Source organism: Calothrix sp. PCC 7507, assembly GCF_000316575.1.
GTDB lineage: Bacteria > Cyanobacteriota > Cyanobacteriia > Cyanobacteriales > Nostocaceae > Fortiea.
Genome location: NC_019682.1, coordinates 1967798 through 1993902 on the forward strand (window position 1 = coordinate 1967798; position 26105 = coordinate 1993902).

The window sequence follows — 26105 nt, forward strand, 5'->3', positions numbered from 1 at the left end:
TTCAGACTTAGCTTATATACAGCATTGGTCAGGTAGATTAGGACATAAACTGAGCGTAAAACCCTTACACAAAGGAAATTTCCAGCCTAATTACCTGTGTTGCCTGTTCTACTTCAACAACTTAGGAGATTTCCTCTAATAGAAATTACCATGCGATCGTGAATCAACCGTAGGGGAGCCACTGCGGTCATTGGTGTCAAATTCAGCTACAATGCTTATTCCACAAGCGTTTTACCCCACCCTAACCCTCCCCGTATGTATTGGGGAGGGAACTAGATTTTCCGGTTTCCTCCCAAGACATCGGGGAGATTAAGGGGAGCAAAACCCGGATCTCAAAGTAACTCCGATTTGTGTGTACATAGTAGATGCTTTGGGGAGGGGAGGTTTTGCGTCAGCAAAGCCGGGGTGACGCGAAGAGTTATGGTAAGCGAGTTAATTAAAAATCACGTTTTGATAAGGGTTTCACGTTAAATAGTTATAAATATTCGCGCCTACTTACTTAATCATTCCTATTTAGTGTTATGCCGTTTCTTTGTGAAGCTGCATATAATTCACCCCCCGGCTATCGCCGTCCCCCCTTACCAAGGGGGGACTACAGGGGGGTATTATTATGTGCATCTTCATACAAAATAGGTATTACATGTTACTTTTATTGTTCTTGACAAACCATTTCTAGAGCTATAAATTTATGCTTTGTCTGTGTGCGGTTTTCACCTCAAATACAATATGTATCAGTGAATTTTAGTTTATTTATTTACCGAAAAGCCGCAAACCCTCACTGAATAAGAGTTGTAATAAAAATACTTTTTTCTTTCTTCAAACCGTTAGTTTTAACAAAATTTTGGGAAAAATATCACTGTCATGATTTGGCTGAACTACGTGGAACCCAACCTGTTGAGATTGGGGATAAGGAAACTCACTTTTCCTTTCAAGGAAAAAATAGGTAATTAAGACTAGAGGTAGCTGAGAGCATTTTGGATTTCACCAGAAATTTTGCTGTCTTGTTACTAAACAAATTAACCATAATGAAATATTTAAGCTAAAACAAAGATTAGCGATCTCAGTTTTTGGTAACGTTATGTTGCCAAATTTACCTAATGTGATTAGCTGATGGGTGGATCTAACCAGCCATCTCAGACCAATTTGAAGTAAGAATGCGACAGATTTAAATCTAGAAACCCTGATTAAATCTGACGCCTTTTAATTCTGAATTGGGATTAGTGTTTCTTTGCTTCCTTGATGACTTTAAGCAAGGTACATGAATTTAAAAAGTAAAAAGATAATCCCCATAAATAAATTTAGTTGCTCTCTCACCATTGTTTATTTTCTTTCTTTTGCCTTTTAACGTTTCGACTTTGCTTAGTGTTAAAGCCTCGGCTTCCCTAGAGAATGCTGCGCGCTAAACGAAGCGTATCTGACAAGCCTCTCTTACAAAAGGCCTTACGCTCGGCTTTAACTTTTTACTTAAACGGTGAATAGATTGATTTATCAAAAGGAAAAATAAATGGCGATTCGATTACATACCTTTATTACAAGTCAAAAACGCTATATTCAAATTGAAAATCAGCCCCACCATATTACGGGTATTTTTAAAATAATCGCGCGTTCCAAAAGCCTATATAGTTGCGAATTCTCTGATATTGATAGTGCTTATTATGAGTGTGAAGATGATGGAACCATAACTTTTTATCAGGCTAAAAAAATTGACAATGCCAATCCTGGTCTTTGGACTTATCTTCAGTATGATTGTCCAGAAGGAGAAGAAGAAGTATTCCGTGATTCCTTTATTGATACAAGCATCAATCCGCTAATTAAATTATCAGATGGTCAAAAACTGCCTCAAGTAGCTTTAGATATTTATGAATATCTTAAATATAAATATAATCACTATGAATATTTAGACATTCAACTTCCTGCTCATTGGCATAACCAAACGGGAAGAGAAATTGCTAACTTGCTTTTAGAAGAATTTAAAGCATTTAAATCTTTACCTATTTTTGCAGAAGGTGTCGGCAAAGAATATATGCAAGCAGTTTTACACGGATTTATCCAAGCCGCACGAGAAATTTTAGCAGTAAATAGCACAGTACAGGATTTTGAAGCTGCCCAATTTGATGTTCTGAAGAAAATTCAGATTGATGATACAGCTAACTTGATTCTTGACTACAACGATTATCGGCTATGGCAGGCGGCTTTACCCAGCAAATCGAAAGCTGTTGAGTATGCTTTCAATACCGCTTTAAGCTTTATTTGTCGCATTAAATAGATGATATATAGGACTAGTATTTGATTTTTGAAATATACGTAGGGTGTGTTAGCGTTCCTGTAGGGTGGGCATTGCCCATCATATCGGGGTTTTGTAAGGCATAGCCTAGGCTGTTGACTTTGATGGAATTTTCACGTTTTTGGTTCATGCTATTTTTGTGTCATTGCGAGCGGAGCAAAGCAATCGCCGGGGATTGCTTCGCTCCGCTCGCAATGACTAGACATATTTTGCATGATTTCTTAATTGCTAAAAAGGCACAAAGTCAACACCCTAGACAATGCCAACGCCACTCCTCTGAACGAGGGAAACCCTCGTACAAGGGTGGCTCCCCTACAGATAAATTAGACTTTTGCAAAAATTTTCCTTGATTCATAAATTTTTTTTACAATATTGCAAAAAAATCATCTTCTAATTCATAACCTAGCATTTGCGCCATCGACTTCAGTCGCGATTGACTAGGAATACTCTGTTGTTTGAGCCAATCACTCAAAATAAAGATTTTATGCATCAAAAATATCTCTAAGGCTTCGGGATTATACTGAATGCCTTCTTTGGGATTGAACTGGTGCGGTACAAGCATGGCGGTATATCGAGCAAATTCCCCAACTTTCCAATCTAGTAAAAACGGTAACCAGGGATAACGCGCATCCAAACGGAGAAACCACAGTCGCACTTCTGGTACTTCTGACAGTTCTCGTGGATCACCAGGTTCTAGGGCATAGTTGATCTCAAACTGCAAATGCTGTTCATGGGATGCGATCGCCCCGTCTTGCTGTAATTTTTCCATCACCGTTGATGCGGGTGATAGGTCAAGATTGTTAATGGAGTCAGTATTGATGGCGATTTTTATTGTCATTGACTCAGCACTTTATGCTCAACTGTAGGATCGAGAATATACAGTAGCAGCTTTCAGGAATTGCTGCTACATCTATTGTGACTTGACAGCCAATTTTTAGTATATGCATTCTTAACAAAATAAAGACGCGATATACTTCGCGTCTCATAATGTCTTTGTCTATTAGCCGAAATTTATAAGAAAATCATCTACCCAAAATTCTCTAGCTTTTATTTCACTAAAAAACCTCCCGTTGAACTGAAGTTGCAATTTTCCGTATTTCCCTGGTAGACATTATGTAAATTTACAGATTGTCTGTTAATACGTAAATATGCTGAAAATTTGGGTTATTCAATAGGAAAGTTCAGTATTAATAGCATTACATTCTTGACTTTGTCATGATATGAGCTAGCTTTTGCACCGAATTTTACTTAGTTTTTTTAGTATAAAAATAAGATTTTTAATTTAAGCCTAAGTATATTTATAGATTAGTTTTAACAGATATTGAATATAAAAAAATTGCAGATAAACCCTTTTCATATAAGCTTTGCGGGCAGGTAAAAACCTAAACTATTTCTGAGAAAACAAGGTTTTTTAGGGTTCTGACTAAACTAATCGATAGTGCAATTTGCTACTGAATATTTCAATTCCCTGGGCAAATAGAATTTGCATCTGACTTTGATAATCTACGTTACTTGGTAGCGAACTGTCTATCCAAGTCTCAAGGTAAAGTTGACTTCAGCCTGCACGGGCGATCGCTCTATTTGCAAAGGTCTTGCTAGCAAACTGCTTTCAGGTGGACATCAAGACCTAATTTAAGCTAAAGTTGTAATGAGTTTGTTTTAGGATAGGATACGACAAACCAACCTTCAACCAACCAAAAATTATCATCTCAATTTGTGATTTCCGCTGCAATCAAAAGCAATCACATAGTTAGAGGTGCGAATTTTCTATGTAATATTCTGGCGTATAAGAATAATCAATTAACCCGATAACGGGAAAATTACCCTAACTGTTAACAAAGTTAAATATGCAAAAGCAAGAAATATCTACACAACCAATTCGTTCTCTAGAAGATGCTATAGAAAAGTGTCAAGTACTGGGTATGCGCGTCAGCCGCCAGCGTCGGTTTATTTTGGAACTGCTTTGGCAAGCAAATGAACATCTATCTGCTAGAGAAATATACGATCGCTTAAACCACCAAGGCAAAGAAATCGGCCATACTTCCGTCTATCAAAACTTAGAAGCGTTATCCAGTCAGGGCATCATTGAATGTATTGAACGCTGTGACGGACGTTTATACGGTAATATTAGCGACTCTCACAGTCATGTCAACTGTCTTGATACTAATCAAATCCTTGACTTGCATATAGAACTACCAGAAGATTTTATTCGTCAAGTTGAACAGCAAACAGGAGTGCGGATTACTGACTACAGTATTAACTTTTATGGTTATCGCAACCCGCAAGAAAGGCAATAGGCAAGAGTCAAGAGTCATTAATTATTTTTCCCCAATGCCCAATGCCCATCAGCTATGCTCATGGGGGATGAGGCTGAGAATAGTCTCATCTTCGGCTAGGTCGTGGTGTAAATCTACTGGCAAAATTGGTTCACCTTCTACGCTTTCAATTAATACGAGATCGGGGAGATTTTTTACCCAAGCATCTGTGTTGGCTATAGCCTTAGTTATGTTACGGAGAGAGTGCTGTGATAGTAGCTGCTTTAGGCTCTGAAATTGCTCTAGGGAGACTATGGCGCCATTGAATGTGGCTATTTCTTTGTCGGTGTCACTGAAAGTAGTAGCAAATACGCAAGCGTGAGTGAGATTAGTGCCTGCGAGATTTGCACCTGTGAGATTAGCGCCTGCTAAATTCGCTACGGTAAGATTAGCATTTGTGAGGTTTGCACCTGCAAGATTAGCATTTGTGAGGTTTGCACCTGCAAGATTAGCGCCTGTGAGATTAGCACCTGCTAAATTTGCCCCACACAGCACCGCATCTGATAAGTTTGTTTGTTCTAGATTTGCTCCAGCTAACGTCACTTGTAACAAATATGCTCCCGATAGATTGATTCCAGCTAGGAATTGGGAACTGATACGCCCTGCAAAGGCATTCTTAGAGAGAACTGCTGTTCTCGCAATTAACATGTGTAGTGCTTGGGGATGGAATTGAGCCGAATTGGCGGGATTACCGCAAGGACAAAAAGGGGCTTTTTGTTGACGGTAGCAAGCACTAAGCAATAAAAATACATTTAGTCCTACAGCGGCATTTACCTGTTCAACATTTATGGGGTTTTGCAGTGTGTGAAAATGGGTCAAAGCTTTGTGTGCTATTCCTTCATCTAACCAACGACCTTGACAGTAGGCGTGCCAGAAAGATTCAAGACGTTGAGATAAGACTGCAAAGGAAAATTCCCATTTTTGCAGATACTGCAATCCAGCGATCGCTAGTGCGGCGATTTCTTGCCTGAGAATGCCATAACCAAGTAAATTATACAGGTGTTGGGCAACGCTGCTAGGCGATTCCAAGATGAAATTGACAGTACCGTTAGCTGATTCTTGACGCTGAGTTAGGGTTTTTAGTTGAGTAGCAATAGCTTCAGCACAGAGGTATTCTCCCAATTTGGGGTGAGTGAATTCAGTGTTGAGTGTTGACTCTGAAGTTCTAAAATAAAAAGCTGGTAAGGTGTTTGGCTGGAATTCCCCAGCTAAATTAACTTGATGGCGATCGCTGTGCAAAATTTTCAAGGCGATCGCTTGTATTTGATCGAGTAAATCTTGGGGATGGCGATCAGAAAGTAGATTAGCGATCGCCGCTTGCGATCGATGGATATGTGCCGAACCCGACCGCAGTAAAATTGTTTTAATACCACCAGTTAACGGATAGCCCAATAACCAACGACTCAGACGCTGGTGAATTTCCCATAAAAGAGTGGCGCTTGTCGAATTTTGGCTATTAGCAGCTAATTGCAATAACTCACCATCGAACAATCCGTCACGGTGTAAAATCCCTAACAAATACAACATCAGCGGTTGACGAACAAAGGCAGAGAGTTCTGGCAACTTAGAATTATTGGCAAATAAGCCTGCCTGTTTGAGAAAGGTAAAGTAGTTTTGGGCAATGGGTAAAGATTGGACTGCGGCCCACTGTTGGAACCACTGTTTTAATCCTTCTACATCAAAGGGTTGGATAGCTATTCTTTTCGACAATAGCAGTAATTCCGGGATAATTTCCTGTAGAGTCTCCGTCCGACTTGTCAACACAATCTTATGCCGCCCTTGCGACTGCAAACGCAGCAAATCTTCAATAAAAATTACTTTGGATCTTTTACCCTGATCGGAGGGTGGTAATTCATCTAGTCCATCCAGCAGCAAAAGACATCGAGGATGATTTTGCTTTAACCAAGTAGCAAGATTTGTCTGGGAATGAAACGGAAACCCAGAATTGAGGGTTGATTCTAGAGTGTTGCCATATTTTATGTCCCGTAGTCGAATTATAATCGGCATCCATGTAGGGTAAAGTTCCCGTGCCACTTTTGCCGCCCAAAATTCACAAAAACTGGTTTTGCCGTAACCAGCATCCGATTCAATTACCGCTACAGTTTCTAAATCATCTAGCTGTTGCTGCGCCCATATCCTCAAATCAATTGGGGAACTGATTTTTTTTAGTTGCTCAGAACTGCTTCCCTCTATTGGCAAACCTGTGAGGGGAATGTAAATATCCTTAAGAGCAAAAGATTCCGTGAGCAACGGTATACTGAGATTTTGCAGCAAACTGGCACGGTACTGTTCTCGGTATAAATCAATTTTGTCATCCACTGTAGGGCTAGCTGTTGCTAAAGATCCAACTTCTGGAGTTATGGAACAGCTTAATGAACTTCCCAAGCAAACAAATTTTTGCAGTTGGGCTAAGGGAGCAGCATTTTCAGCGATGACTCTTAATAAATATCCAGGAAGTGCATGTCCTAAACGTTGGGTTAACAGTTTAGCTTCAACTTCCTCCGTACCGTTGGTGACTAACCAAGCAACAGTAGCACTGTTCATCTGTTGTACCAGCAATGAGTCTGCTACTAAAGAAAGTGCTTGTTCGGCTTGAGTATCTGTAAGTTTTCCGGGGTTAAGAGTTTTCAGTAACCCATGTAGTTGTGCATCTTGCAGGGGTTTTGGAGTTAGAGGAGGCTTTGGGATATCCACTTCATGGAGTTCTCCGTCAGCGAAAGCAGCAATTTGTTTGTTTGTCGCCTTGTTCCAAATCATAGCCCTGTCTATCCAGGGTTTTTGCAGGCTGGCTTCCTGATCTAAAACTTGTTCTAAAGCCCGGAGATAAGCTATTTGAAACGCCAGCCATGTACCTTCATTGCGTTTTAAAGGTTTTTTTTGGCTCAGACTACGCAAGAGGTTTTCAGTCAACAGTGCAATAACTGTGATTTCCGGCCAAACAACGCCTAAGGGTAGTTCTAAGACCTCTGTCACAGTACAGATATCTAATGGTATAAGACTTTTGACTTCCATATCCTGAATAATACGGAAGGCTACCCCTGCGATTTGTCCTACCGATAATTCTTTAATTTGATGGATTTCGATATAGCGTTCTGCCAACCAATGGCGAATACTAAGGTTCATTTAATTACATGGTTAATAGCTGCATATGGCAATTATGATCTATTTCTTAGTTGAAGTATAAAGTATCATTACTGATGACTGCCAACCGTCAACCATAAAGAGTGTTTACATAACAGAACTTACGCAACTGGCACACCTATCTTCTCGTATAAGTGTCAAGAGTCAAGGTTTTTTGGACTCTTGACTTCTTGCCATGAGCGTAGCCGTACCACTTCGTGGAAGCAAGCTACGCGTCAGCGTCTCCGAAGGAGAGGGGTTGACTCTTGACAACCTAGACGAAAAAAATATGACACGCAGCTTTAGTCCTATATAATTTGGACGCGCATCAGCTTATCAAAATCATTTCCTAACAGAGGAAAAACATTGTCTCTATTTTGAGCAGACTATGAGCGATCGCCCTTTAAAATTATTATTAATCGACCAAGACCCCATTTTCCGCCTCGGACTGCGGGTAGCTTTGGCAGAAATTCCTCACTTGCAAGTAGTAGCGGAGGTAGGAACAGATACTGCTGCTTTGCAGGTTTTAGCAGAACTAGCCAAACAAGATCCTCACCAAGTCAATTTAGTGGTTTTGGAATTAGGTAATAGTCGTTCTCGCAACCGTCAGCAGCAAGGTTTACAACTTTGTCAGCAACTGAAAACCCTGTACCCCCATTTACCAATTTTGCTCCTCAGTTCTGTTACTGAATCAGGACTGCTGTTAGCCGCTAGGGCTACTGGTGTAGATGGTTACTGTCCCAAAGGTACACCGATTTCTGAGTTAGTTGCTGCTATGGGAGAAGTTGCTGCGGGTGGTTCTGCTTGGTTTGAGGACAGGGGAAGAGGAGGAGAGGGGGAGAGAGGGGAAATCATTACTCAAAACTCAGCACTCTCTTTCACTCGGTTGCGTCATAATTTGCGTTTGTCAGGAATTGATCATATTGAAGCTGCTTTAAAAAAAGTAACAGCACAATTGCAAGTCCCCGGATTACCACTTATAGATCAAGCAATTCTCGCTGGACAACGTCGAGAATTATTGGCGGCGCGTTGGCTACTCAATCGGTTGTTAGCTTCACCACAAGAACAGCAGCAGCCACCGCCGCTAATTCCTTCCTTAAGTGATACCATTACCACATCAGACTTACAACCAAGTCAAATTACATCATCTTTACTTAGCCCCAGAGCTTTGCAATCTGCTTTGTTTGCAGATTGTGTGAATAAACTGCAATTCCCTTTACAAAATGTCACAGATATCCCTTTAGAGATTGACATTTTACGCGAAGATAAAAAACGGGAATTACTTTATCTAATCTTACAAAAATTATCTCAACAGTTAGATGAACTGCGTGATATTCAAATCCAGAACAACCAATTAGACGATTTAAAGGATACTATATTACGTGATTTATGGGAAACTACAATTACAAATTTCTTTGGTAAATTTTCTTTAATACAAATAGGCGATCGCCATCTGGAAGTTGTCGGCTTTCTCCTGCAAAATGCTCTGGTAGTGCAAACAGAGATTCTCAACAAAATTCCTTTAGTCATAGAGTTATTTTCTTATTTGCTCTTGCAAACAGATTTACAAGTTGATAACACTTCCTACCCAGTAGGTAGCAATGAAGCTGAGTCACAAGCATTAGCAATTTTAGAGAATTTGTTGATTCAGGTAGCGAATGGTGCTACTCAACCACTGTTAAACTCTTTAGCAGATTTAGAGATGATGAAGAAAGGTTTTTACGATCGCAAATTAATTTCCACACGAGATATTGAGCGTTTTAGAAACAATTTATCTTGGAAATATCGTTTAAATCGTTATATAAGTGAACCAACAGCAATTTTTGAAAGCCGTTATGAGCTATTGGTAATTGCACCTCGCGGTATTGCCAAAACTTCCATTTATGCACCTCGTAGTCAAGAACTAGCCCAACTAACGGGAGTTCCCTTAATAGTCACCCTGATATTAGAGTTTCGAGATGCGATCGCCCCCCGCATACAATCACTATTAAGTTTCTTGGGAAGCGGTATTGTCTTCATTCTCACCCAAATAATTGGCAGAGGTCTAGGATTAATTGGTCGTGGTATTCTACAAGGTATTGGTAGTGTTTCGCTAATAGAAAAAAACCTCCGACGCAATAAGTGAGAGCAGTAATCAGTTATCAGTGAACAGTTATCAGTGAACAAATGACAAATGACAAATGACAAATGACGACTTAATGGGACTTATAGCTTCCTATGGCTACGCCACGAGTTTACTGATTGTTGGCGAAGGGCTGCGGAGGTTGTTTGATGTACAGCCGGATTTAACTCGTAAGATAATCCATGTCGGCGCAGGGATGTGGATTTTCGGTGTATTGTCGCTGTTTGACACCTGGGAAATCGGAGTTCTACCCTTCGCTACGTTTATCGGACTCAATTACCTGTTATATAGATATCGACTCATAGGCGCAATGGACACTGAAGACAGTTCCCCCGGTACTATCTATTTTGCTATTTCAGTAACGCTGCTATTTGGGCTACTGTGGCGACCAGATGGGCCAATCGATCGCGTTCCCATCGCTGCGGCTGGGGTGATGGCGATGACTTGGGGAGATGCACTGGCGGCTTTAATTGGGAGACGCTTCGGGAAACATAAATACCAAGTGGGAAATTCTGTGCGTACTTGGGAAGGTTCACTCACAATGTTCATGGCCAGTACAACAGCCATATTCCTGGTGCTGTTGCTACTACCGGGTTCTTTCTTTAGTCCGTTAGCAGTATCTCATAGTTTAGAGAGAGTACTTTTAGCAAGTATTCTCAGTGGTGCTTTAGCAACACTAGCTGAAGGTATTTCACCCCACGGTACAGATAATCTTAGTGTGCCCTTAGTGGCTGCGGGGGTAGTATGGTTAGTGATGCTTGTGCCATGATAAAAGCGATCGCCTGAATAACAGGTAATGATACAGATTTCTCGTAAATTGGTATAACATTGCGGCCTGACACTAAGTAGAACGGCTTAAATAATTCACGCTATGTCATTGCGAATGAAACGAAGTGGAATGAAGCAATCGCAAGGTTTATGCCGATTTTACAATCTGTTACATAGTTAGGTTTATTCTCACCGACTTACTTATCTCAAATGCAGTTGGGGCAAAAATGCATTCCCCAAATCGGAAAAACCTGGCAATTTACTGAATCTATTTAATGAGGTGAGTTGATTGCACTAAAAGGAGAGTGACGATGCAAAAAGTAGCGGTGTTTGGCAATGCTGGAGGCGGTAAATCAACTCTCAGCAGGAGATTATGGGAAATCACTGGTTTGCCGCTTCACGTCTTGGACAAAATTAAATATCAATCAGGGGGAATTGAGGTTCCACATGAAGACTATAAACGTGCCCATCAGGAAATTTTAGTTAGTGAGCGATGGATTATTGATGGGTTTGGTTGCATGGAAACCCTCTGGCTACGACTGGACGAGGCGGATACTCTAGTTTATGTCGATTTACCGCTATATGTGCATTTTTTGTGGGTAACTAAACGACTAATCACAGGTTTCTTTAAATCGCCAGCAGGCTGGCCGGAAAACAGTCCAATATTAAAGAGTTCACTTAATAGCTACCGTGCGCTGTGGTTATGTCAAAAATATTTAACCCCAAAATATCGTGAGTATATCAAGCAAGCTCAAAGCACCAAAAGTGTTTATCACATTTGCTCGACTAAAGAGATTGCGCAGTTTTTTGAATCAATTGAAAATGAGACTGACTGCTAATTTGTGTTCTGGCGATCGCCCAAACATGATACAGTCCGCAGTGGCGTGTCAAGCCTAAATTTGTGCGTTAACCAAAAATACATTGTACGGGCACGGCACTAGTCAGATTATCGGCTTGCCGAAAAGGATATCGTACGGGCACGGCACTAGTAAGATTATCGGCTTACCGAAAAGATTTAGGATGCCGTGCCCCTACTTCGCAACTGAACGAGATTGTCTTTTATGGGTGGTTCATTTGATTGCATTAATGCAACATTTTAGCCTAGACACACCACTACATTTGAATTTCTTAACTCAGTCTTTTAATTACAAATTACGAACTTGTACTGAGCGAAGTCGAAGTATTACCAATTAACACCGCAGGTTCTGGCGTAGTTAAACCAGTTTTCAAAGCTAGTTCGTCCGCTACAAAGTCGGGAACGCCTGCTTCTTTACCCTTTGCTAAACAACAATCCCGCACTGCTAACAAAAAACCTTTAATTAATTCCACATCTGGTATAGCGTTGGCTTGTGAGAGAAAATCTTGCCAAAATGCTGTATCTGCACCATAGGTATCTATTAAATATAAACCAGCGAGATATTCTGCTAATGGATCTAATGCCAAGCGGACTTTATCTTGCGCTGCGCCGATAGTTTGAATAAGACGCAGGCGTTTTTCTAAAAATTGTAAACGTTCTGGTGCTGTATCGCTGTCATCAAGTGCAACTAAAATATCTTCTAGTTTGGCAGATGTGGGGCGAAAAGTTGTTTTTAAACATTGCCAAGCAATTACCTTAGCATCGCTTTGGACAGTGCGATTATTTGGTTCAGTTGCTAATCTATCGCGGTTAAGTTCGTTGAGATATGCCAGCATTAAATCAGGGATATTTTCGGGTAAATCAATTGCTGTTCCTTCTTTTGTGGCAATCATTTGTTCGGCGTAGAGTTTCGCCAGCAACACTGTAATATTGCGTTGTCCTACCATCAAAGAAAGACGGCGACAAGCATCAAAATATTCCACATCAGTAAACAAATCACGTTTGCGGCGTTGGGTTAAATAAGCTTCCATGAAAGATGAGAGTTTATCGCCAGCAACGCGCAGGGGTTGAATTGTGGTTTTTGGCACTTCGTCTAGTTTTTCTTCTAAGCGAGAAGTGACAATTAAAGCGTTTACCGGGAAATCTGTTTCTGCTGGATGAATTTTGTTGCGTGTCGCTTCACTCATTTCCGAAAAGTGATCTACTATGACTAAAATCCGGCGTTGACGGAGTAAATTAGTTAATAAGTCATTATCAATTGCTTGGGCTTCGCTAATTAGTGCTTGCAGTTGTCCGCCGATAGTTTCTTTTAAGGGATGATCTAATTCTTGTTCGATTAATACTGGTAGCATCCGGTGTTTAGATAGGCGTTGCGTTTCATCGTCACTCATTGCCCATTGCGCCAAAGTACAAGCCAGACTAGTTTTACCTGCACCACCTTCACCCCATATTAATAAGGTTGCTCGTTTTTGGTTAAATATTGGTTGTAAATCTGTGCCTGTGAGTTGTGCGAGATTATTATTATCTAAAACTACGGGAATGGGGACGTAAATAGAACGTTCAGTGACAGTTTTCTTTTTGTTAAATCCTTGTTTGGCAGAGTTGAGGCGTTTTTCTACCCAAGCATCAAGAACTCTGGGGTGATAGTTAAAGAATTCGATAAATAATAATGTGCGGATAGGGAAAGTTAAACCGCCAAGGGCATCGGGTAATTTAAAACTAGCTAAGGGTTTAAGGGCGTTATTAACGTGTAATATCCACAAAGGACGCACCCGCAACAGGATGAGCCAGAGGGAGGGGAAGAAGATAATGTAAATTAATCCCCCTGTTACCCAAGGATGTTTTGTCATCCATTCTAGAGTTCTGTCGAGGAGGCGGGATTGTCTTTTGGTTTTTAAGGCATCAAGCGATCGAGTGACGGAGGCGATGCTGATGTCTAATTTTTTATCTTTTCTATCCTTTAACGCTTTGAGTGCTTTTTCTAAGTCTGCTATGGCTTTGTCTAACTCTGCAAAAGGCATAATACCTGCTTTGTCTTGAAAGCTTTCACCTATCTTCCCCAGGGCACCAGCAGCAGAGGAGCGAACATCTTTATCTTTGTCGGACTGCAAAGCCATAATCAAAGCGGGAATCGCCGCCTTTGCTTCCCCTCCCATACTCATCAGGGCACCAGCAGTATTAGAGCGAACATTTTCATCTTTGTCAGACTGCAAAGCCGTCATCAAAGCGGGAATCGCCGCCTTTGCTTCCCCTCCCATACTCATCAGGGCATAAGTAGCAAAGGAGCGAACAGTTGCATTTTTGTCGGACTGCAAAGCTGTAATCAAAGCGGGAATCGCCGCCTTTGCTTCCCCTCCCATGTTCCCCAGAGCACCAGCAGCAAAGGAGCGAACATCTTTATCTTTGTCAGACTGCAAAGCCGTAATCAAAGCAGGAATCGCTGCCTTTGCTTCCCCTCTCATACTCATCAGGGCACCAGCAGCATTAGAGCGAACATCTTTATCTTTGTCAGACTGCAAAGCCGTCATCAAAGCGGGAATCGCCGCCTTTGCTTCCCCTCCCATACTCATCAGGGCACCAGCAGCATTAGAGCGAACATCTTTATCTTTGTCAGACTGCAAAGCCGTCATCAAAGCGGGAATCGCCGCCTTTGCTTCCCCTCCCATACTCATCAGGGCACCAGCAGCATTAGAGCGAACATCTTTATCTTTGTCAGACTGCAAAGCCGTCATCAAAGCGGGAATTGCCGCCTTTGTTTCCCCTCTCATGCTCCCCAGAGCACTAGCAGCAGAGTAGCGAACAGTTGCATCTTTGTCGGACTGCAAAGCCGTTATCAAAGCGGGAATCGCCGCCTTTGCTTCCCCTCCCATCCTCCCCAGAGCACCAGCAGCAAAGTAGCGAACAGTTGCATCTTTGTCTTTTAACTTTTGAATATAAGTAGAAATATCTGCATCTCTACTAGTTTGCGCCCATCCCTCACCCATTGGCACTAAAGACAACCATAGGCAAGATAAAGAAACTGCACCTACAGCTAATAATCTCTTAACTGTTCTCTTGCCCGGTTTTTTTAAGGCTTTAGTGCCGACTACAGTGCCAAGTGCGTAGACGGGAAGCGGCTTGTCGTCAGACATGGCGGCAGTAGTTGAAGGTTCCATGTGCTACTTTGTTTAGGTGCATCCTATTTACTTATTAACACACGGCTTTAGCCTGAAATTACGCAATTTAACTGAAATAATTTAGATTTTGACCATTAAAGGCGGTGCGTTACGGCTAATTTTGACTTTCTTAAACGCTCAAATTTTGACGTAGCCTTAACACACCCTACCATAGAGCCTCTTTAAGTAAAGTGCGATCGCCTCATTAGTTAAAGGCTTCATGTGCTACTTTAATTAACAATCAGCAAAAAATAGGCATCATATAGAATGCCTGTTTTAGTAATGTAGTAAAAAAATCTATGAACATCCAGCTTGTTGAATCTTTAGCTAATGCAATCAAAGCTTTATCTATTGAAGAACGAGAATTATTAAACCAAAAATTAATATCTCAATCTAATTGGCAAACCTTACGTCCAAAAGTTTTAGCTAATGCTCAAGCTATGCAGCAAAGGCGTAGTGGTCAATCTTTTGAACCGGATGTTGACCAAATCATTCATCAAATGCGAGAAGAACGGGATCAACAATTGTTAGTAGATTTGTTTCCTCGCCAAGAACAATTATGACCGGACAATTTATTTGTGTGGATGCTAATTTTGTAGTTAAATTAATAACTAATACCCCAGAAACATCACCCTATCTGATATTGTGGGATAATTGGGAGCAAAACCAAACTCAGATTATTGCTCCAATTCTCTTGTGTTACGAAGTCACAAATGTATTTCATCGAATGCAACTGGCAAAACAATTGTTGCATAAGGAAGCTCAGGAATCTCTCGACAATGCTTTAAATTTATCTATTCAATTTTACGATGATCGGCAACTTCATCAACAAGCTTGGGAAATCGCCCAACAATTCAACCTCCCAGCTACTTATATTGTAGGCTGAGTTGACGTAAGAAAATCCAACATCCTCGAAGTTGCTGGGTTTTGCGTCGTTAGGGTCATCAACGTTAACGTAATCATAAAAGTTGTTGTCGTTACCACACAAGTTGCTGTCGTTACGACACTAAGTTTTGTCGTTACCACACAAGTTGCTGTCGTTACGACACTAAGTTTTGTCGTTACCACACAAGTTGTTGTCGCTACGACACTAAGTTTTGTCGTTAGCACACAGGTTGCTGTCGCTACGACACAATTAAAAGGCTTATATCTCTAACTTTTTAGAGAAGTCAAAAATCTCTTAGGTAAAAATAATTTCTTTGTCTTTAAGGAAAAACACTAATATTAGTCCCAAAAATTTTCATAAAAAATACAACATTTTGCGTATTTTGCTGAAGCGGAATACAGTTTGATTAAGACAAACTAGCTCTGGAAGTATTTATCAGGAGTATAGCTATGTCTCGTAAAAGACGCACATCTCGCGTTTTAGAAAAAGCTGAGTTAAGAACCTCTGGACTCAAAGCAATTGATCCAACTATGGATTTTGGTGATAGCCGCAATTTACAAAATATGGCACAACTAATTCAGCAATATCGTACTAAAATTGATACTTATAATACTGCTTTAGCTGTGATTGACTCTTCCAAAACTGAGATGAAAGAGTTGGAAAAAAAATTAAGCGACCTCTCAGAAAAAATGCTGATTGGTGTTGCTTTTAAGTATGGCAAAGACAGCATTGAATATGAGATGGCTGGTGGTGTTCGCAAAAGCGATGCCTGCGGCGGGCTACGCCTACGCATCCGTAAAAGCACAGCTACTCGTCTCAAAGCTACAACAACAGAAACATCCTCATTTTCTGGCGATTCTCGTTGACGCAAGCACATTCGTAGAGGCATGGCACTGCCCATTGGTGTCAACTTAGCGTGAAACCACGCCAAACCCATAGCCCGCCTCCGAATGAATTCGGAGTCTAATAACAAAAGTCATCTAAAGATGACTAAAAATTATCACAAATCTTCAGTTTACTTTAGTAAACTTTGGCTATTAGCCTTGGAATTTATTCCAAGGCGGGTAGGTAAGCTCTGCAATAATTCGTCTGTAGCTTAAGTTGACACAGGTGGGCACTGCCATGCCCTGACACAAGGCCGATATCATGCTGTACCGGAGCTGAATGGGAATTACCTTATGCCTCGCGCTATTGAGGGCACGGCAGTGCCGTGCCCCTACGAAATATGTGGTTTTTGCGCTATGTATATTTAAGGGTTCCTATCAATGCGTAAGTCCTAATCTTTAGATGACTTTTGCTATGAGACTCAGAATTCATTCTGAGGCGGGCTATGGGTTTCGCATTAAGTTGACACCAATGAACAATATTGTGCCCTTATGATATGTTTGCTAGAAAAAGAAAAATAAATGAAATTTCTCGGTATTGATTTAGGCTGGAAATCCCAACCAAGTGGACTATGCTATTTACAACTAGTAGATGAAAAACTACAACTACTTGATTTAGATCGCCAAGAAGCGATCGCAGACATTCTGACTTGGATTGATAACTGTGTACAACCAGGGGAACCAGCAATCATCGCCGTAGATGCACCCACCCTGATTCCTAACGCTACGGGGAGTCGTTTACCTGACAAACTTACTCACAAATATTTTGGTAAATATCATGCTGGATGTTACCCAGCTAATCTGGGTTTAGCCTTTGCAGAGCGCACGGTAAATTTTGGCTTAGAATTAGAATCTCGCGGTTTTGCACATGCACCTACTATCGAACCACAAAAACTCGGCAGACATCAAATAGAAGTTTTTCCCCATCCTGCAATAGTGAATCTTTTTCACTTAGAACGCATCCTCAAATATAAAAAAGGACGCCTCAATGAGCGTCGCTTAGAACTAATTAAGCTCTACAATTACATTCTCGATATTTTACCCAACCTGGAACCTCCGCTACGCTTGAGCGGTTCATTCTCTATCGAAATCCCTACCACCGGCGCAGCACTCAAAGCCACAGAAGATCAACTAGATAGCCTCATTTGCGCTTATGTTGCTGCACATTGGTGGTATTGGGGATCACAACGTAACTTGGTATTAGGCGATCGCACTACTGGCTACATTGTCATCCCCAAAGAATTTTAGATTTTAAATTTTAGATTTTGGATTACTAATCTAAAATCCAAAATCCAAAATCTAAAATTGGCTTATTCTGCCCAAACAATTAGCCTTGGCTCATAAGCACTGGAGAGGTATTTGTGTTTTGGCAATACCCGCAAAGACAAGCCTTGTAAACCAGAGGTTGTGTAGGTGATGTTAGCCGTGTAAATACTTAATTTTTGAGCATCCTCTCCTTGGTAATCCATGACAACGGGAATAGCGTTGACAATATCGCCATTGGCATCGATCGCACCTTGGTACAGTTCTACCTGCACATCGTTGTTTGTCAAAGTTGCCAAGTCTACCTTGGCTTTGACAGCAACGGTTTGGTTAACCTCAATATCTGCGGCTGCTGATACGTCAATATCTTTGATGGTGATATTGAACCAGTGTTCACTTACATTTGCTTTCCATTCTGCCAATTCTTTGGCTGGGAGGTAATTATCAGCAGTGAGGGTGTGGTAGCGATCGCTGGCGGGGAAATAAGCCCGTTCTGCATATTCTCGCACCATCCGCGCCGTATTAAAAAACGGACAATTCAGGCGGATGGCATCTTTCATTTTGGCAACCCACGGACGGGGCAAGCCATCAGCATCCCGATGGTCATAAAATAGGGGTGCTACTTCTTTCTCAATCAAATCGTAGAGAGCGTTGGCTTCAACCTCATCTTGATAATTGGGATCGTCGTAGTTTTCACCATGTCCGATCGCCCAACCAGTGCGGACAAAATCAGCCTCATCCCACCAGCCATCCAGGACGCTTAAATTAGGCAATCCATTCATTGCGGCTTTCATACCACTGGTACCAGAGGCTTCGCGGGGACGACGTGGCGTATTTAACCAGATATCGCAACCAGCCACCATCAACCGAGAAATATGAATGTCGTAATTAGGAACAAACACTACTTGTTTTTCTAAGTGTTGTTCGCGGATAAAATGATTGATGTCACGGATGAGTTCTTTACCGGGAATATCTTTGGGGTGTGCTTTCCCAGCGATCACAAATTGGACTTTGCGGTCTTTATTACCCAACAAAATTTGCCTGATGCGATCTAAATCACGCATCCACAAAGTAGCGCGTTTGTAGGTAGCAAAGCGGCGGGCAAAACCAATAGTGAGAACCTTGGGATCGAGAACTTCTTGGGCTTGGGCAATTTCTGAAGCAGAAGCACCGCGATCGCGTAAATGCTTCACCAAATGCTCCCGCACATATAAAACCATATCCAAGCGACAGCGTTCGTGGTTGCGCCACAACTCCTCATCAGGAATGGCTTCCATGCGCTCCCACAATTGGCTATCTACTGGTGCTGATGACCAGTTGGGGCCAAGATAGCGATCGTACAACTCCTGAGTTGATTTCGCGACACAACTGCGGGCATGAACGCCGTTAGTAATTGCGGCGATCGGCACTTCATCCACTGGTACCTTCTTCCACAAGCCCTGAAACATCTGGCGTGAAACCACACCATGCAGTTGCGCCACCCCGTTAGAAAACGTCGCCATCTTCAGCGCCAACACCGCCATACTGAAAGGCCCGGATAAATCACCTGTATTTTCTCGCCCCAGCCCTAAAAATTGCTCTTTAGGCAAGCCAAAGATATCTGCATAATATCCCAGGTAATACAAAATCTTGTCAGGAGCAAACAAGTCTATCCCTGCGGGCACCGGCGTATGAGTAGTGAAGATATTACTAGAAGCTACAACCTGTTTAGCATCCGCATAACTCAACCCCTCTTCCTGCATTAGTCCGCGGATACGCTCCAAGGCAGAGAAGGCAGCGTGACCTTCATTCATGTGATAAGCAGTGACTTTATAGCCCAATGCTTTCAACATCTGCACACCACCGATCCCCAGCATAATTTCCTGGTGGATACGCATATCGATGTCGCCACCATAAAGCTGATCTGTGATGTCGTGATCGTAAGGATTATTCGGTTCAATGTTTGTATCTAACAGATACAGTGGCACAGTCCCCACCTGTACACGCCAAACACGGGCATACACTTGCCGTCCTGGATACTCCACCGCAATCCGCAATTCTGAACCATCCGGATTACGTTCCAGATGCAAAGGCATATTATAAAAATCATTGATTGGATAGCGTTCCTGCTGCCAACCATCAGCATTCAAATATTGAGCAAAGTAGCCTTGCTGATATAGCAAGCCTACACCCACCAACGGTAGCCCCAAATCACTAGCAGATTTGAGGTGATCCCCCGCGAGAACACCCAAACCACCAGAATAAACGGGCAAACAATCTACAAGTCCAAATTCAGCCGAAAAATAAGCGTATACTTCTTTTGGTTTCTGACTCCGCTGTTTTTGGTACCAAGTGTGTTCTTGCAGATAATCTTCTAACTGACGAGCTGCGCGATCCATTTGCGCGAGGAAGCCTTCATCTTCTACAACTTCCGAAAGCCGCGATTGACTGATAGTACCGAGCATTAGAACTGGGTTATGACGGCTAGACTCCCACAGATCGGGGTCTAAACGACGAAATAAATCTTTGGTATCAACGTTCCAATCCCAGTGTAAGTTGTGTGCTAGCGGCCGCAATGGTTCTAGTCGCTGCGGTAGTGAAGGAGAAACGTTAAATGTACGAATTGGCTGCATAGGTTGGCAAAACTCCAAGTTTAGCTATGGCTATTGTTTACTTTCTTTACCCAATATTGCCAATTGTTTATACCATGTTTGTAAGAATGCTATGACTTTGTTAAGCATTGGTATAATTATTGCCGTCATTGCTAAAGTCTACACCAGGGATCATTTTCATGATATGGGTTCTTCGTGTACTAGGTACTTGGCAATGTAATATTTAATTATCGTTTGCTGTTTTAGAAGTTAAAACAGGTTATCTTTCAGGTGCAAACTTTATTAATATTTATTTTATTTTGTGCCCATTTTTAAACTGCAAAATCTTTGGGAGATTACCTCGTCAAGAGACCTAGTTTCTTGATTGACGCCATCTTAGGGGCTGCCACCTCTACTAAAAGCGGCAGATCTGCCTAAGTAACTCGGCGTCAATAATTGTCGCCCCGCCAGACAATAGTTAGAAGGGTTTGAGCCTTGTTTACTTTTATTCACGCAGTTTGCTTTTATTGTGCCGACTTACTTGAGATGTGCATTTCCAGTCTGAGGCTGGAAACGAGATTGTACAAGGGTTATCACTTAAAGTTGATCATAATGACGAGGGAGACTTCCCTACGTATATTTCAAAAATCAAATACTAGTCCCATGAATTAACCTGAAAATAGCCTACTGCGAGTCTAAATAAAAGCCCAATTTTTAATAATTTTTTAATTATATTTAGTTTCACTTAAAGCAGCATTAGCAACAAGAAGTTCTATCGTTACTACTTTTAAAGTATGCAAGTGGGTGAAATGAGTTTCACCCAGCAGCAAGTAATAAAGTAACATTTTATGCACCGAAAGAAGTCTGGTCTTTGCTACCTTTTGGCATGGTTAAAGCCATAGCTGCAGCAAAAGCCATCTCAGCTGCAATTTGGTAAGCAAGTTTCATATTTGCTGCAGCGTCTTTTCCTGCAGTGGAAAGAGTCGTTTTTTGACTGCGTGATTCTTGCTTGATCTCGCCTGCAACAATAGCTCGCTGCAAAATTATAAAAGCATCCAAGTCTTCTGAGTCATAATTGCTCTGAAGTAGCAATTGCATTTGGTTTTGATCTGCAATACTTAAATAACCACTGGTCAAAACTTGTTGGACAATTTCTTTTATAAGAATCATAATTTTAACTTAGTGTAGAAGTTGAAAGTAATACCTTACTCTGGGTATTTGTTTTTGTCGAGGTGAGTAATCTCGTAAGCAAAATTTGTCTGGGTTTTCTTCAGAATTTATAATGAGTAGCACCAACTACACATCACCCTCTTGGTTCATCCATTTGGGTGATTTACAAATTTGCCGATATAGGCAAAAGGTAAAGTTAGAAGGTACTACTCAGGAAAGGGGTATTAAAACGTTTAATTCTAGATCAATGCTAATTATTATAAGTAAAAAAAATGCTTGATTTGTAACTATACATACAAAAATATTTTATTTTATGTGATTGCAAACAACGAAAAAAACTTGAGTTCATCTTAAATTTTATTTGGGCAAGGTGATACTCAAATAAATTTCTTCCTGGAGATGGAGCCACTAAAAATATTCCTTCATCCTCTGTGGCTATAGCTACGCCTGCACATGTTTTCAAAAGTACTTAATGGGTTCAAAAATCAAATACTAGTGGTTTGTCAATTTTGTTTTGAGGGGTTTTTGGTAGTGCGGGCCGAAAAGCCCGCGTGAGCGAGATGCTCACACTACAGTCCCTCATTTCAACCCTGACAGACTACTAGTCCTAAGAGGATGTTTAAAAAGTATAGTTTTTGTCATGCTGGAAGTAGCTCTGCGGAGTGTTGGCGTAGCCTCTCGAAGAGAAGCATCTTAAGCCTCAACGAAAAATTGGGATTCTTCACTCCGTTCAGAATGACAATTTATACCTGTCTGGGACTTTACAAACATCCTCTAAATAGTTGCGTTGAAAATGTTACAGAAGACTTATGTGATTTCTACAAATCAACTTACCAAAAGGTTAGGCTGGGGTAATTCGAGGACTGGTAGTGATTCGATAACTTGTGTGTACACTGTAGCTCCCAAACCCAGGGGAGAGGGCAAAACTCATACACTCAGAGGATTTAAGCTTAAGTTGACACAGATCAACAACCGAATTGCCCCTACCTGAGATCTTGCAGCATTCTCAATAACCGTAGGGTGGGCATCGCCTAGGGTGTTGACTCTGAGGGTTTTCAGCCCAAAATGCATCATCCAAAATAATAGTCGTAGTTAACGTTCTCACCAGGGCACGGCAGTACCGATGCCCCTACGGCAAACACAAAAATTGCATGATAATTTTTAGCTAATTTCGTACAAAGTCAACAGCCCAGGCAGTGACCCTACAAAAAATGCGTTCTTGCCACTGGTGCAAGATGTCAGCTACGGTTTATATCTGACTATTTTCTGTTGATGTTGGGAAACCTATACCGTTTGCAAACGTCACAAGAGTAAACTAGTAGTTCATCAAGGCAACTTTGGGGAACTATGTAGGCTAATGTGCATCTAGTTTAGATAAACACTCTTTATACTCGTTAACGGTTGACGGTTATCAGTTATCTAAAAAGGGGACGAGATTTGGGTAATATAAAGGAGCTATCTTTTCTGCATAGCAGATACTGAGAGAGAAGCTCTCTGCGTCTTGCTCATACCCCTTGGAGATATCTCTGATGTTGACTTTAAAAATCGCTGTTTATATTGTAGTTGCCTTCTTTGTTGCTATCTTTGTCTTCGGATTTTTGTCGAACGACCCAGCTCGTAACCCCGGCCGTCGGGATTTAGAGTAGAAGCGCGACAACTAAAATCTGTACACGACTGCCGGAAGGCGGAAGACACCAAAAGTTAAGGACTCGCTACCCTGCTCTAATCTACTGCAAGCCGCGTTCTGTGCAATTAAGGGTTTTTTCTGCGGGTACAGGAAGGTGAAAGTCTATACCATTTCCCTCTAGTTAAAAACCTTTTCGGCGGTTCCTCTGAGGAAGTCACTACTGTTTTGGAGTCTCCCGCGAAGTTCAGAGTGGCTAAAGTTGCTGCTCTGAGTTCTCTCCAAGTAAAACAAGTGGCGTAAAATCCCTTTTTGAACGTCGTCTACACAGCACTGACGTAGCAATCCAGTGTCCTTCTGCGGGCAGTTTGCAGTAATCAGCAGGAAGCGAATTCGGATAGCATAGGGTGTGATTCGTCCTTCCGGCTATTTATTGGCTATTTGTTAGCTTGATTGTGCTGAAATATGCTTCATCCAGTTCTGCCGCCTACACCGCCTTCTATCCTCGAACCATTACAACCCGCAAATTTGGTCTCATCGGCTAAAGATGCAAAGTTCCATTCAGTTGTAGAAACAGACACTGGGAGGCAGGAAAATCAAGATAAGTCCCAACATCTGACTAGGGGGGAAAAGGAGAATTCTCCCGTCAAGGCGACTCGGAATAAGTTAGTCGCTTCCCAAGCCCTATCTCAACCAAGCACACCAGAAACTTTCCCGCCAGAATTTTCTCCTATCTCCAGTTCTAATAGTGCGGCATTGTTGGGAGAGCCGATGGCAGTAGGTTATTCTATGGAGCGTGATGGTGGTAGCTCAGATCAGCCTGGTGTGGCTGAGGCAAAAATTTCTGAGCAAGTTGCTTTAACATCCGTAAATAGCAAGAATGTATTTCCGCCAGCAGCGCTGGCGATCGCAGAACCAACACAGCCAAGTAATACTAAAACTAAAGCATCGACAAATACCAGCAATTTCCCTGCAGCCGCTACCCAAAGTATCCCAAGTTCTCCACCAGTACAAAATACTATAGAGTTTACGTCCCGGAGTTCCACAAACGCCCAAGCAACACCCTCCACGATAGAATTCAAAGCTCCGACTCCACAAAACCCAGCACCTGCGGCTCCAGAAACTCCGAAAAATCAGTCACCAACTCAGCCAGCTGCTAACACACCGCCTGTCAGACAGAGAACTGTCGAAGTTATTTCCGATAAACAGGTGTATGACGACAAACGGCGGATTGTCACCGCTGAGGGTAAGGTGGTGGTGCGATTTGATGGGGCGGTAGTGGATGCCGATCGCCTACAAATAAATTTAGATAACTTGATTGCGGTGGGCGAAGGCAATGTAGCCTTAACTCGTGGAGATCAAGTACTACGGGGACAACGCTTTACTTATAACTTTATTCAAGATAATGGGGAATTGCTCAATGGTAGAGGGGAAATTTACTTACCCACAGCCGAAAAAGATGTAGCTTTTTTACCTACTGATGTGTCATCTGGTGGCGTACCACAACGTCCGGTGAGCGATCGCATTCGAGCTAATCAACCCCTAACTAATGTCACAAGTCCCGGAGAAATCGAATTTACCTTCGGTGGATCAGCAAATGCCAGTAACATTGCCCCACCAAAATCAGGGGGCGTGATCAACCGGGTGCGCTTTGAAGCTGATCGCATTGAATTTTATCCTAGAGGCTGGAAGGCTAAAGAAGTCCGCATCACCAATGACCCTTTTTCCCCCCCAGAACTACAGTTACGGGCTGCGGAGGTGACTCTGACACGGGAAGCACCTTTAGTAGACAACATCACAAGCCAGAATTCGCGGCTAGTTTTTGACAATAAATTCGCTCTAGGTATTCCCCGCAATCAGCAGAGGATTGATCGTCGCGAACGTGATGTGACGCCGGCGATCGCTTCTGTGGGTTTTGATGGTACTCAACGGGGTGGTTTATATATTGAGCGTGGTTTTGAAATAGTTGATACAGAAAAAACACGTTTCAGTATCACGCCCCAGTTTTTTGTGCAAAAGGCTGTGCAAGGTGACGCTGATAACATCGGGTCGATGTTTGGGATCAGATCAAAACTGAATGCTGTTTTGAGTTCCAAGGCTGTAATTGAAGGCAATGGGGAGCTAACTAGCCTAGACCTCAGCAAAGTAGAAGATAATCTGAAGGCAAGTTTAAGGTTGCGTCAGACATTAGGGGACCAAAATCCCCATCAATTGAATTTAGAATACAGCTACCGCGATCGCCTCTACAATGGCACCCTGGGCTTTCAGACAGTCCAGAGTAGTTTGGGTGGTGTCCTAGTCTCTCCTGTGATTCCTTTGGGTGACAGCGGCATCAATCTCAGCTACCAAGGCGGCGCACAGTACATCGATGCCAACACCGATCGCCTAGACTTGTTAAAACCAAACCGGGAAAACGATCGCATCTCTCTAGGACGTGTACAAGGCAGTGCTGCCCTCAGTGGTGGTGTATTCTTGTGGAAGGGAAAACCATTACCAGCCACCCCCACGGAAGGATTACGATACTCACCTAATCCAGTAGTTCCTTACTTGCGGGCGATCGCTGGTATTACAGGCACTACTAGTTACTACACCAATGGCGATAACCAAAGCACCTTAACTGGCACCATCGGCTTACAAGGGCAAATTGGTAATTTCTCTCGCTCTTATTTAGACTACACCGCCTTCAATGTCACTTATTCTCAAGGACTCAACAGTGGATTATCGCCTTTTTTGTTCGATCGCTCTGTTGATAACAAAGTTTTGAGTGCTGGAATTACACAACAGATATATGGGCCATTTCGCGTAGGCTTTCAAACATCCGTCAACTTAGATACAGGTAAAGAAACTAGCACTGACTACATTGTAGAATACAACCGTCGCACCTATGGATTCACCTTACGTTACAATCCAGTTCTCGAATTGGGTGGTTTTAGCATCCGGATTAGTGACTTTAACTGGAGTGGAGGTACTGATCCATTTTCTGATCAACAAGTGAAGCCTGTTGTTGGTGGCGTGCGACAGGAAAGGTAATGGAATTTGTCATTTGTTATTTGTCATTTGCCATTGGTCAACCACCGTCAACCGTCAA

At 42.0% G+C, this 26105-nt stretch carries 16 protein-coding genes; 11 read left to right on the top strand and 5 right to left on the bottom strand.

The annotated features are described in order from the left end of the window. Positions 1-1504: 1504 nt before the first annotated feature. Entirely contained in the window at positions 1505-2266 is a 762-nt protein-coding gene (locus CAL7507_RS08610) for a hypothetical protein (protein WP_015128075.1), read from the top strand. A 382-nt stretch (positions 2267-2648) separates the two neighbouring features. Here CAL7507_RS08610 and CAL7507_RS08615 read toward each other — a convergent pair whose 3' ends face one another. Next, positions 2649-3122 carry a CRR6 family NdhI maturation factor gene (locus tag CAL7507_RS08615; RefSeq protein ID WP_015128076.1) on the bottom strand — a complete coding sequence of 158 codons (474 nt, stop codon included), beginning with the start codon at positions 3120-3122 and terminating at the stop codon, positions 2649-2651. 1009 nt (positions 3123-4131) lie between these two features. Here CAL7507_RS08615 and CAL7507_RS08620 point away from each other — a divergent pair. Then, positions 4132-4581 (top strand): Fur family transcriptional regulator, encoded by a 450-nt coding sequence (locus tag CAL7507_RS08620; RefSeq protein WP_015128077.1) that lies wholly within the window; start codon positions 4132-4134, stop codon positions 4579-4581. A gap of 48 nt (positions 4582-4629) precedes the next feature. Here the strand turns inward: CAL7507_RS08620 and CAL7507_RS08625 are convergent, their stop codons facing one another. Then, positions 4630-7722, bottom strand: coding sequence for a pentapeptide repeat-containing protein (locus CAL7507_RS08625; protein ID WP_015128078.1), 3093 nt, complete (start codon positions 7720-7722; stop codon positions 4630-4632). Positions 7723-8107: 385 nt separating this feature from the next. On the opposite strand from CAL7507_RS08625, the gene CAL7507_RS08630 reads away from it, so the two are divergent. From CAL7507_RS08630 to CAL7507_RS08640, 3 genes are all read left to right on the top strand, one after another. Then, complete coding sequence (locus CAL7507_RS08630) at positions 8108-9844, top strand: DUF3685 domain-containing protein (RefSeq protein ID WP_015128079.1); 1737 nt, start codon at positions 8108-8110, stop codon at positions 9842-9844. A 55-nt stretch (positions 9845-9899) separates the two neighbouring features. Next, the gene (locus tag CAL7507_RS08635) at positions 9900-10610 is read left to right on the top strand and encodes a diacylglycerol/polyprenol kinase family protein (RefSeq protein ID WP_015128080.1); all 711 of its coding nucleotides are present in this window, start codon (positions 9900-9902) and stop codon (positions 10608-10610) included. A gap of 310 nt (positions 10611-10920) precedes the next feature. Then, positions 10921-11448, top strand: coding sequence for a hypothetical protein (locus tag CAL7507_RS08640; RefSeq protein WP_015128081.1), 528 nt, complete (start codon positions 10921-10923; stop codon positions 11446-11448). Between the two features lie 313 nt (positions 11449-11761). On the opposite strand, the gene CAL7507_RS08645 is transcribed toward CAL7507_RS08640, so the two are convergent. Beyond that, positions 11762-14620: a HEAT repeat domain-containing protein gene (locus CAL7507_RS08645; protein ID WP_015128082.1), complete on the bottom strand. Its 2859-nt coding sequence runs from the start codon at positions 14618-14620 to the stop codon at positions 11762-11764. Positions 14621-14919: 299 nt separating this feature from the next. On the opposite strand from CAL7507_RS08645, the gene CAL7507_RS08650 reads away from it, so the two are divergent. The 4 genes from CAL7507_RS08650 to CAL7507_RS08665 all read left to right on the top strand — a co-directional run bounded on the left by CAL7507_RS08650 (position 14920) and on the right by CAL7507_RS08665 (position 17638). Beyond that, a complete protein-coding gene (locus tag CAL7507_RS08650; protein ID WP_015128083.1) occupies positions 14920-15183 on the top strand; it encodes a hypothetical protein in 264 nt (87 codons plus the stop codon). After that, a complete protein-coding gene (locus CAL7507_RS08655; RefSeq protein ID WP_015128084.1) occupies positions 15180-15506 on the top strand; it encodes a type II toxin-antitoxin system VapC family toxin in 327 nt (108 codons plus the stop codon). The genes CAL7507_RS08650 and CAL7507_RS08655 overlap by 4 nt, the downstream gene beginning before the upstream one ends. A 449-nt stretch (positions 15507-15955) precedes the next feature. Then, positions 15956-16372 carry a methyl-accepting chemotaxis protein gene (locus CAL7507_RS08660; RefSeq protein ID WP_015128085.1) on the top strand — a complete coding sequence of 139 codons (417 nt, stop codon included), beginning with the start codon at positions 15956-15958 and terminating at the stop codon, positions 16370-16372. Positions 16373-16912: 540 nt separating this feature from the next. Next, positions 16913-17638: a DUF429 domain-containing protein gene (locus tag CAL7507_RS08665; protein WP_015128086.1), complete on the top strand. Its 726-nt coding sequence runs from the start codon at positions 16913-16915 to the stop codon at positions 17636-17638. Between the two features lie 62 nt (positions 17639-17700). Here CAL7507_RS08665 and glgP read toward each other — a convergent pair whose 3' ends face one another. After that, a complete protein-coding gene (gene glgP, locus CAL7507_RS08670) occupies positions 17701-20265 on the bottom strand; it encodes an alpha-glucan family phosphorylase (RefSeq protein ID WP_015128087.1) in 2565 nt (854 codons plus the stop codon). Positions 20266-21069: 804 nt separating this feature from the next. Beyond that, positions 21070-21393, bottom strand: a complete 324-nt coding sequence (locus tag CAL7507_RS08675) for a hypothetical protein (protein ID WP_015128089.1) — start codon at positions 21391-21393, stop codon at positions 21070-21072. 1529 nt (positions 21394-22922) lie between these two features. Here CAL7507_RS08675 and CAL7507_RS30685 point away from each other — a divergent pair. Beyond that, on the top strand, positions 22923-23039 hold the full coding sequence (locus CAL7507_RS30685) for a photosystem II reaction center protein I (protein ID WP_010995449.1): 117 nt from the start codon (positions 22923-22925) through the stop codon (positions 23037-23039). A gap of 443 nt (positions 23040-23482) precedes the next feature. Beyond that, positions 23483-26047, top strand: a complete 2565-nt coding sequence (locus tag CAL7507_RS08680) for a DUF3769 domain-containing protein (protein WP_015128090.1) — start codon at positions 23483-23485, stop codon at positions 26045-26047. The last annotated feature ends 58 nt before the right edge of the window (positions 26048-26105 follow it).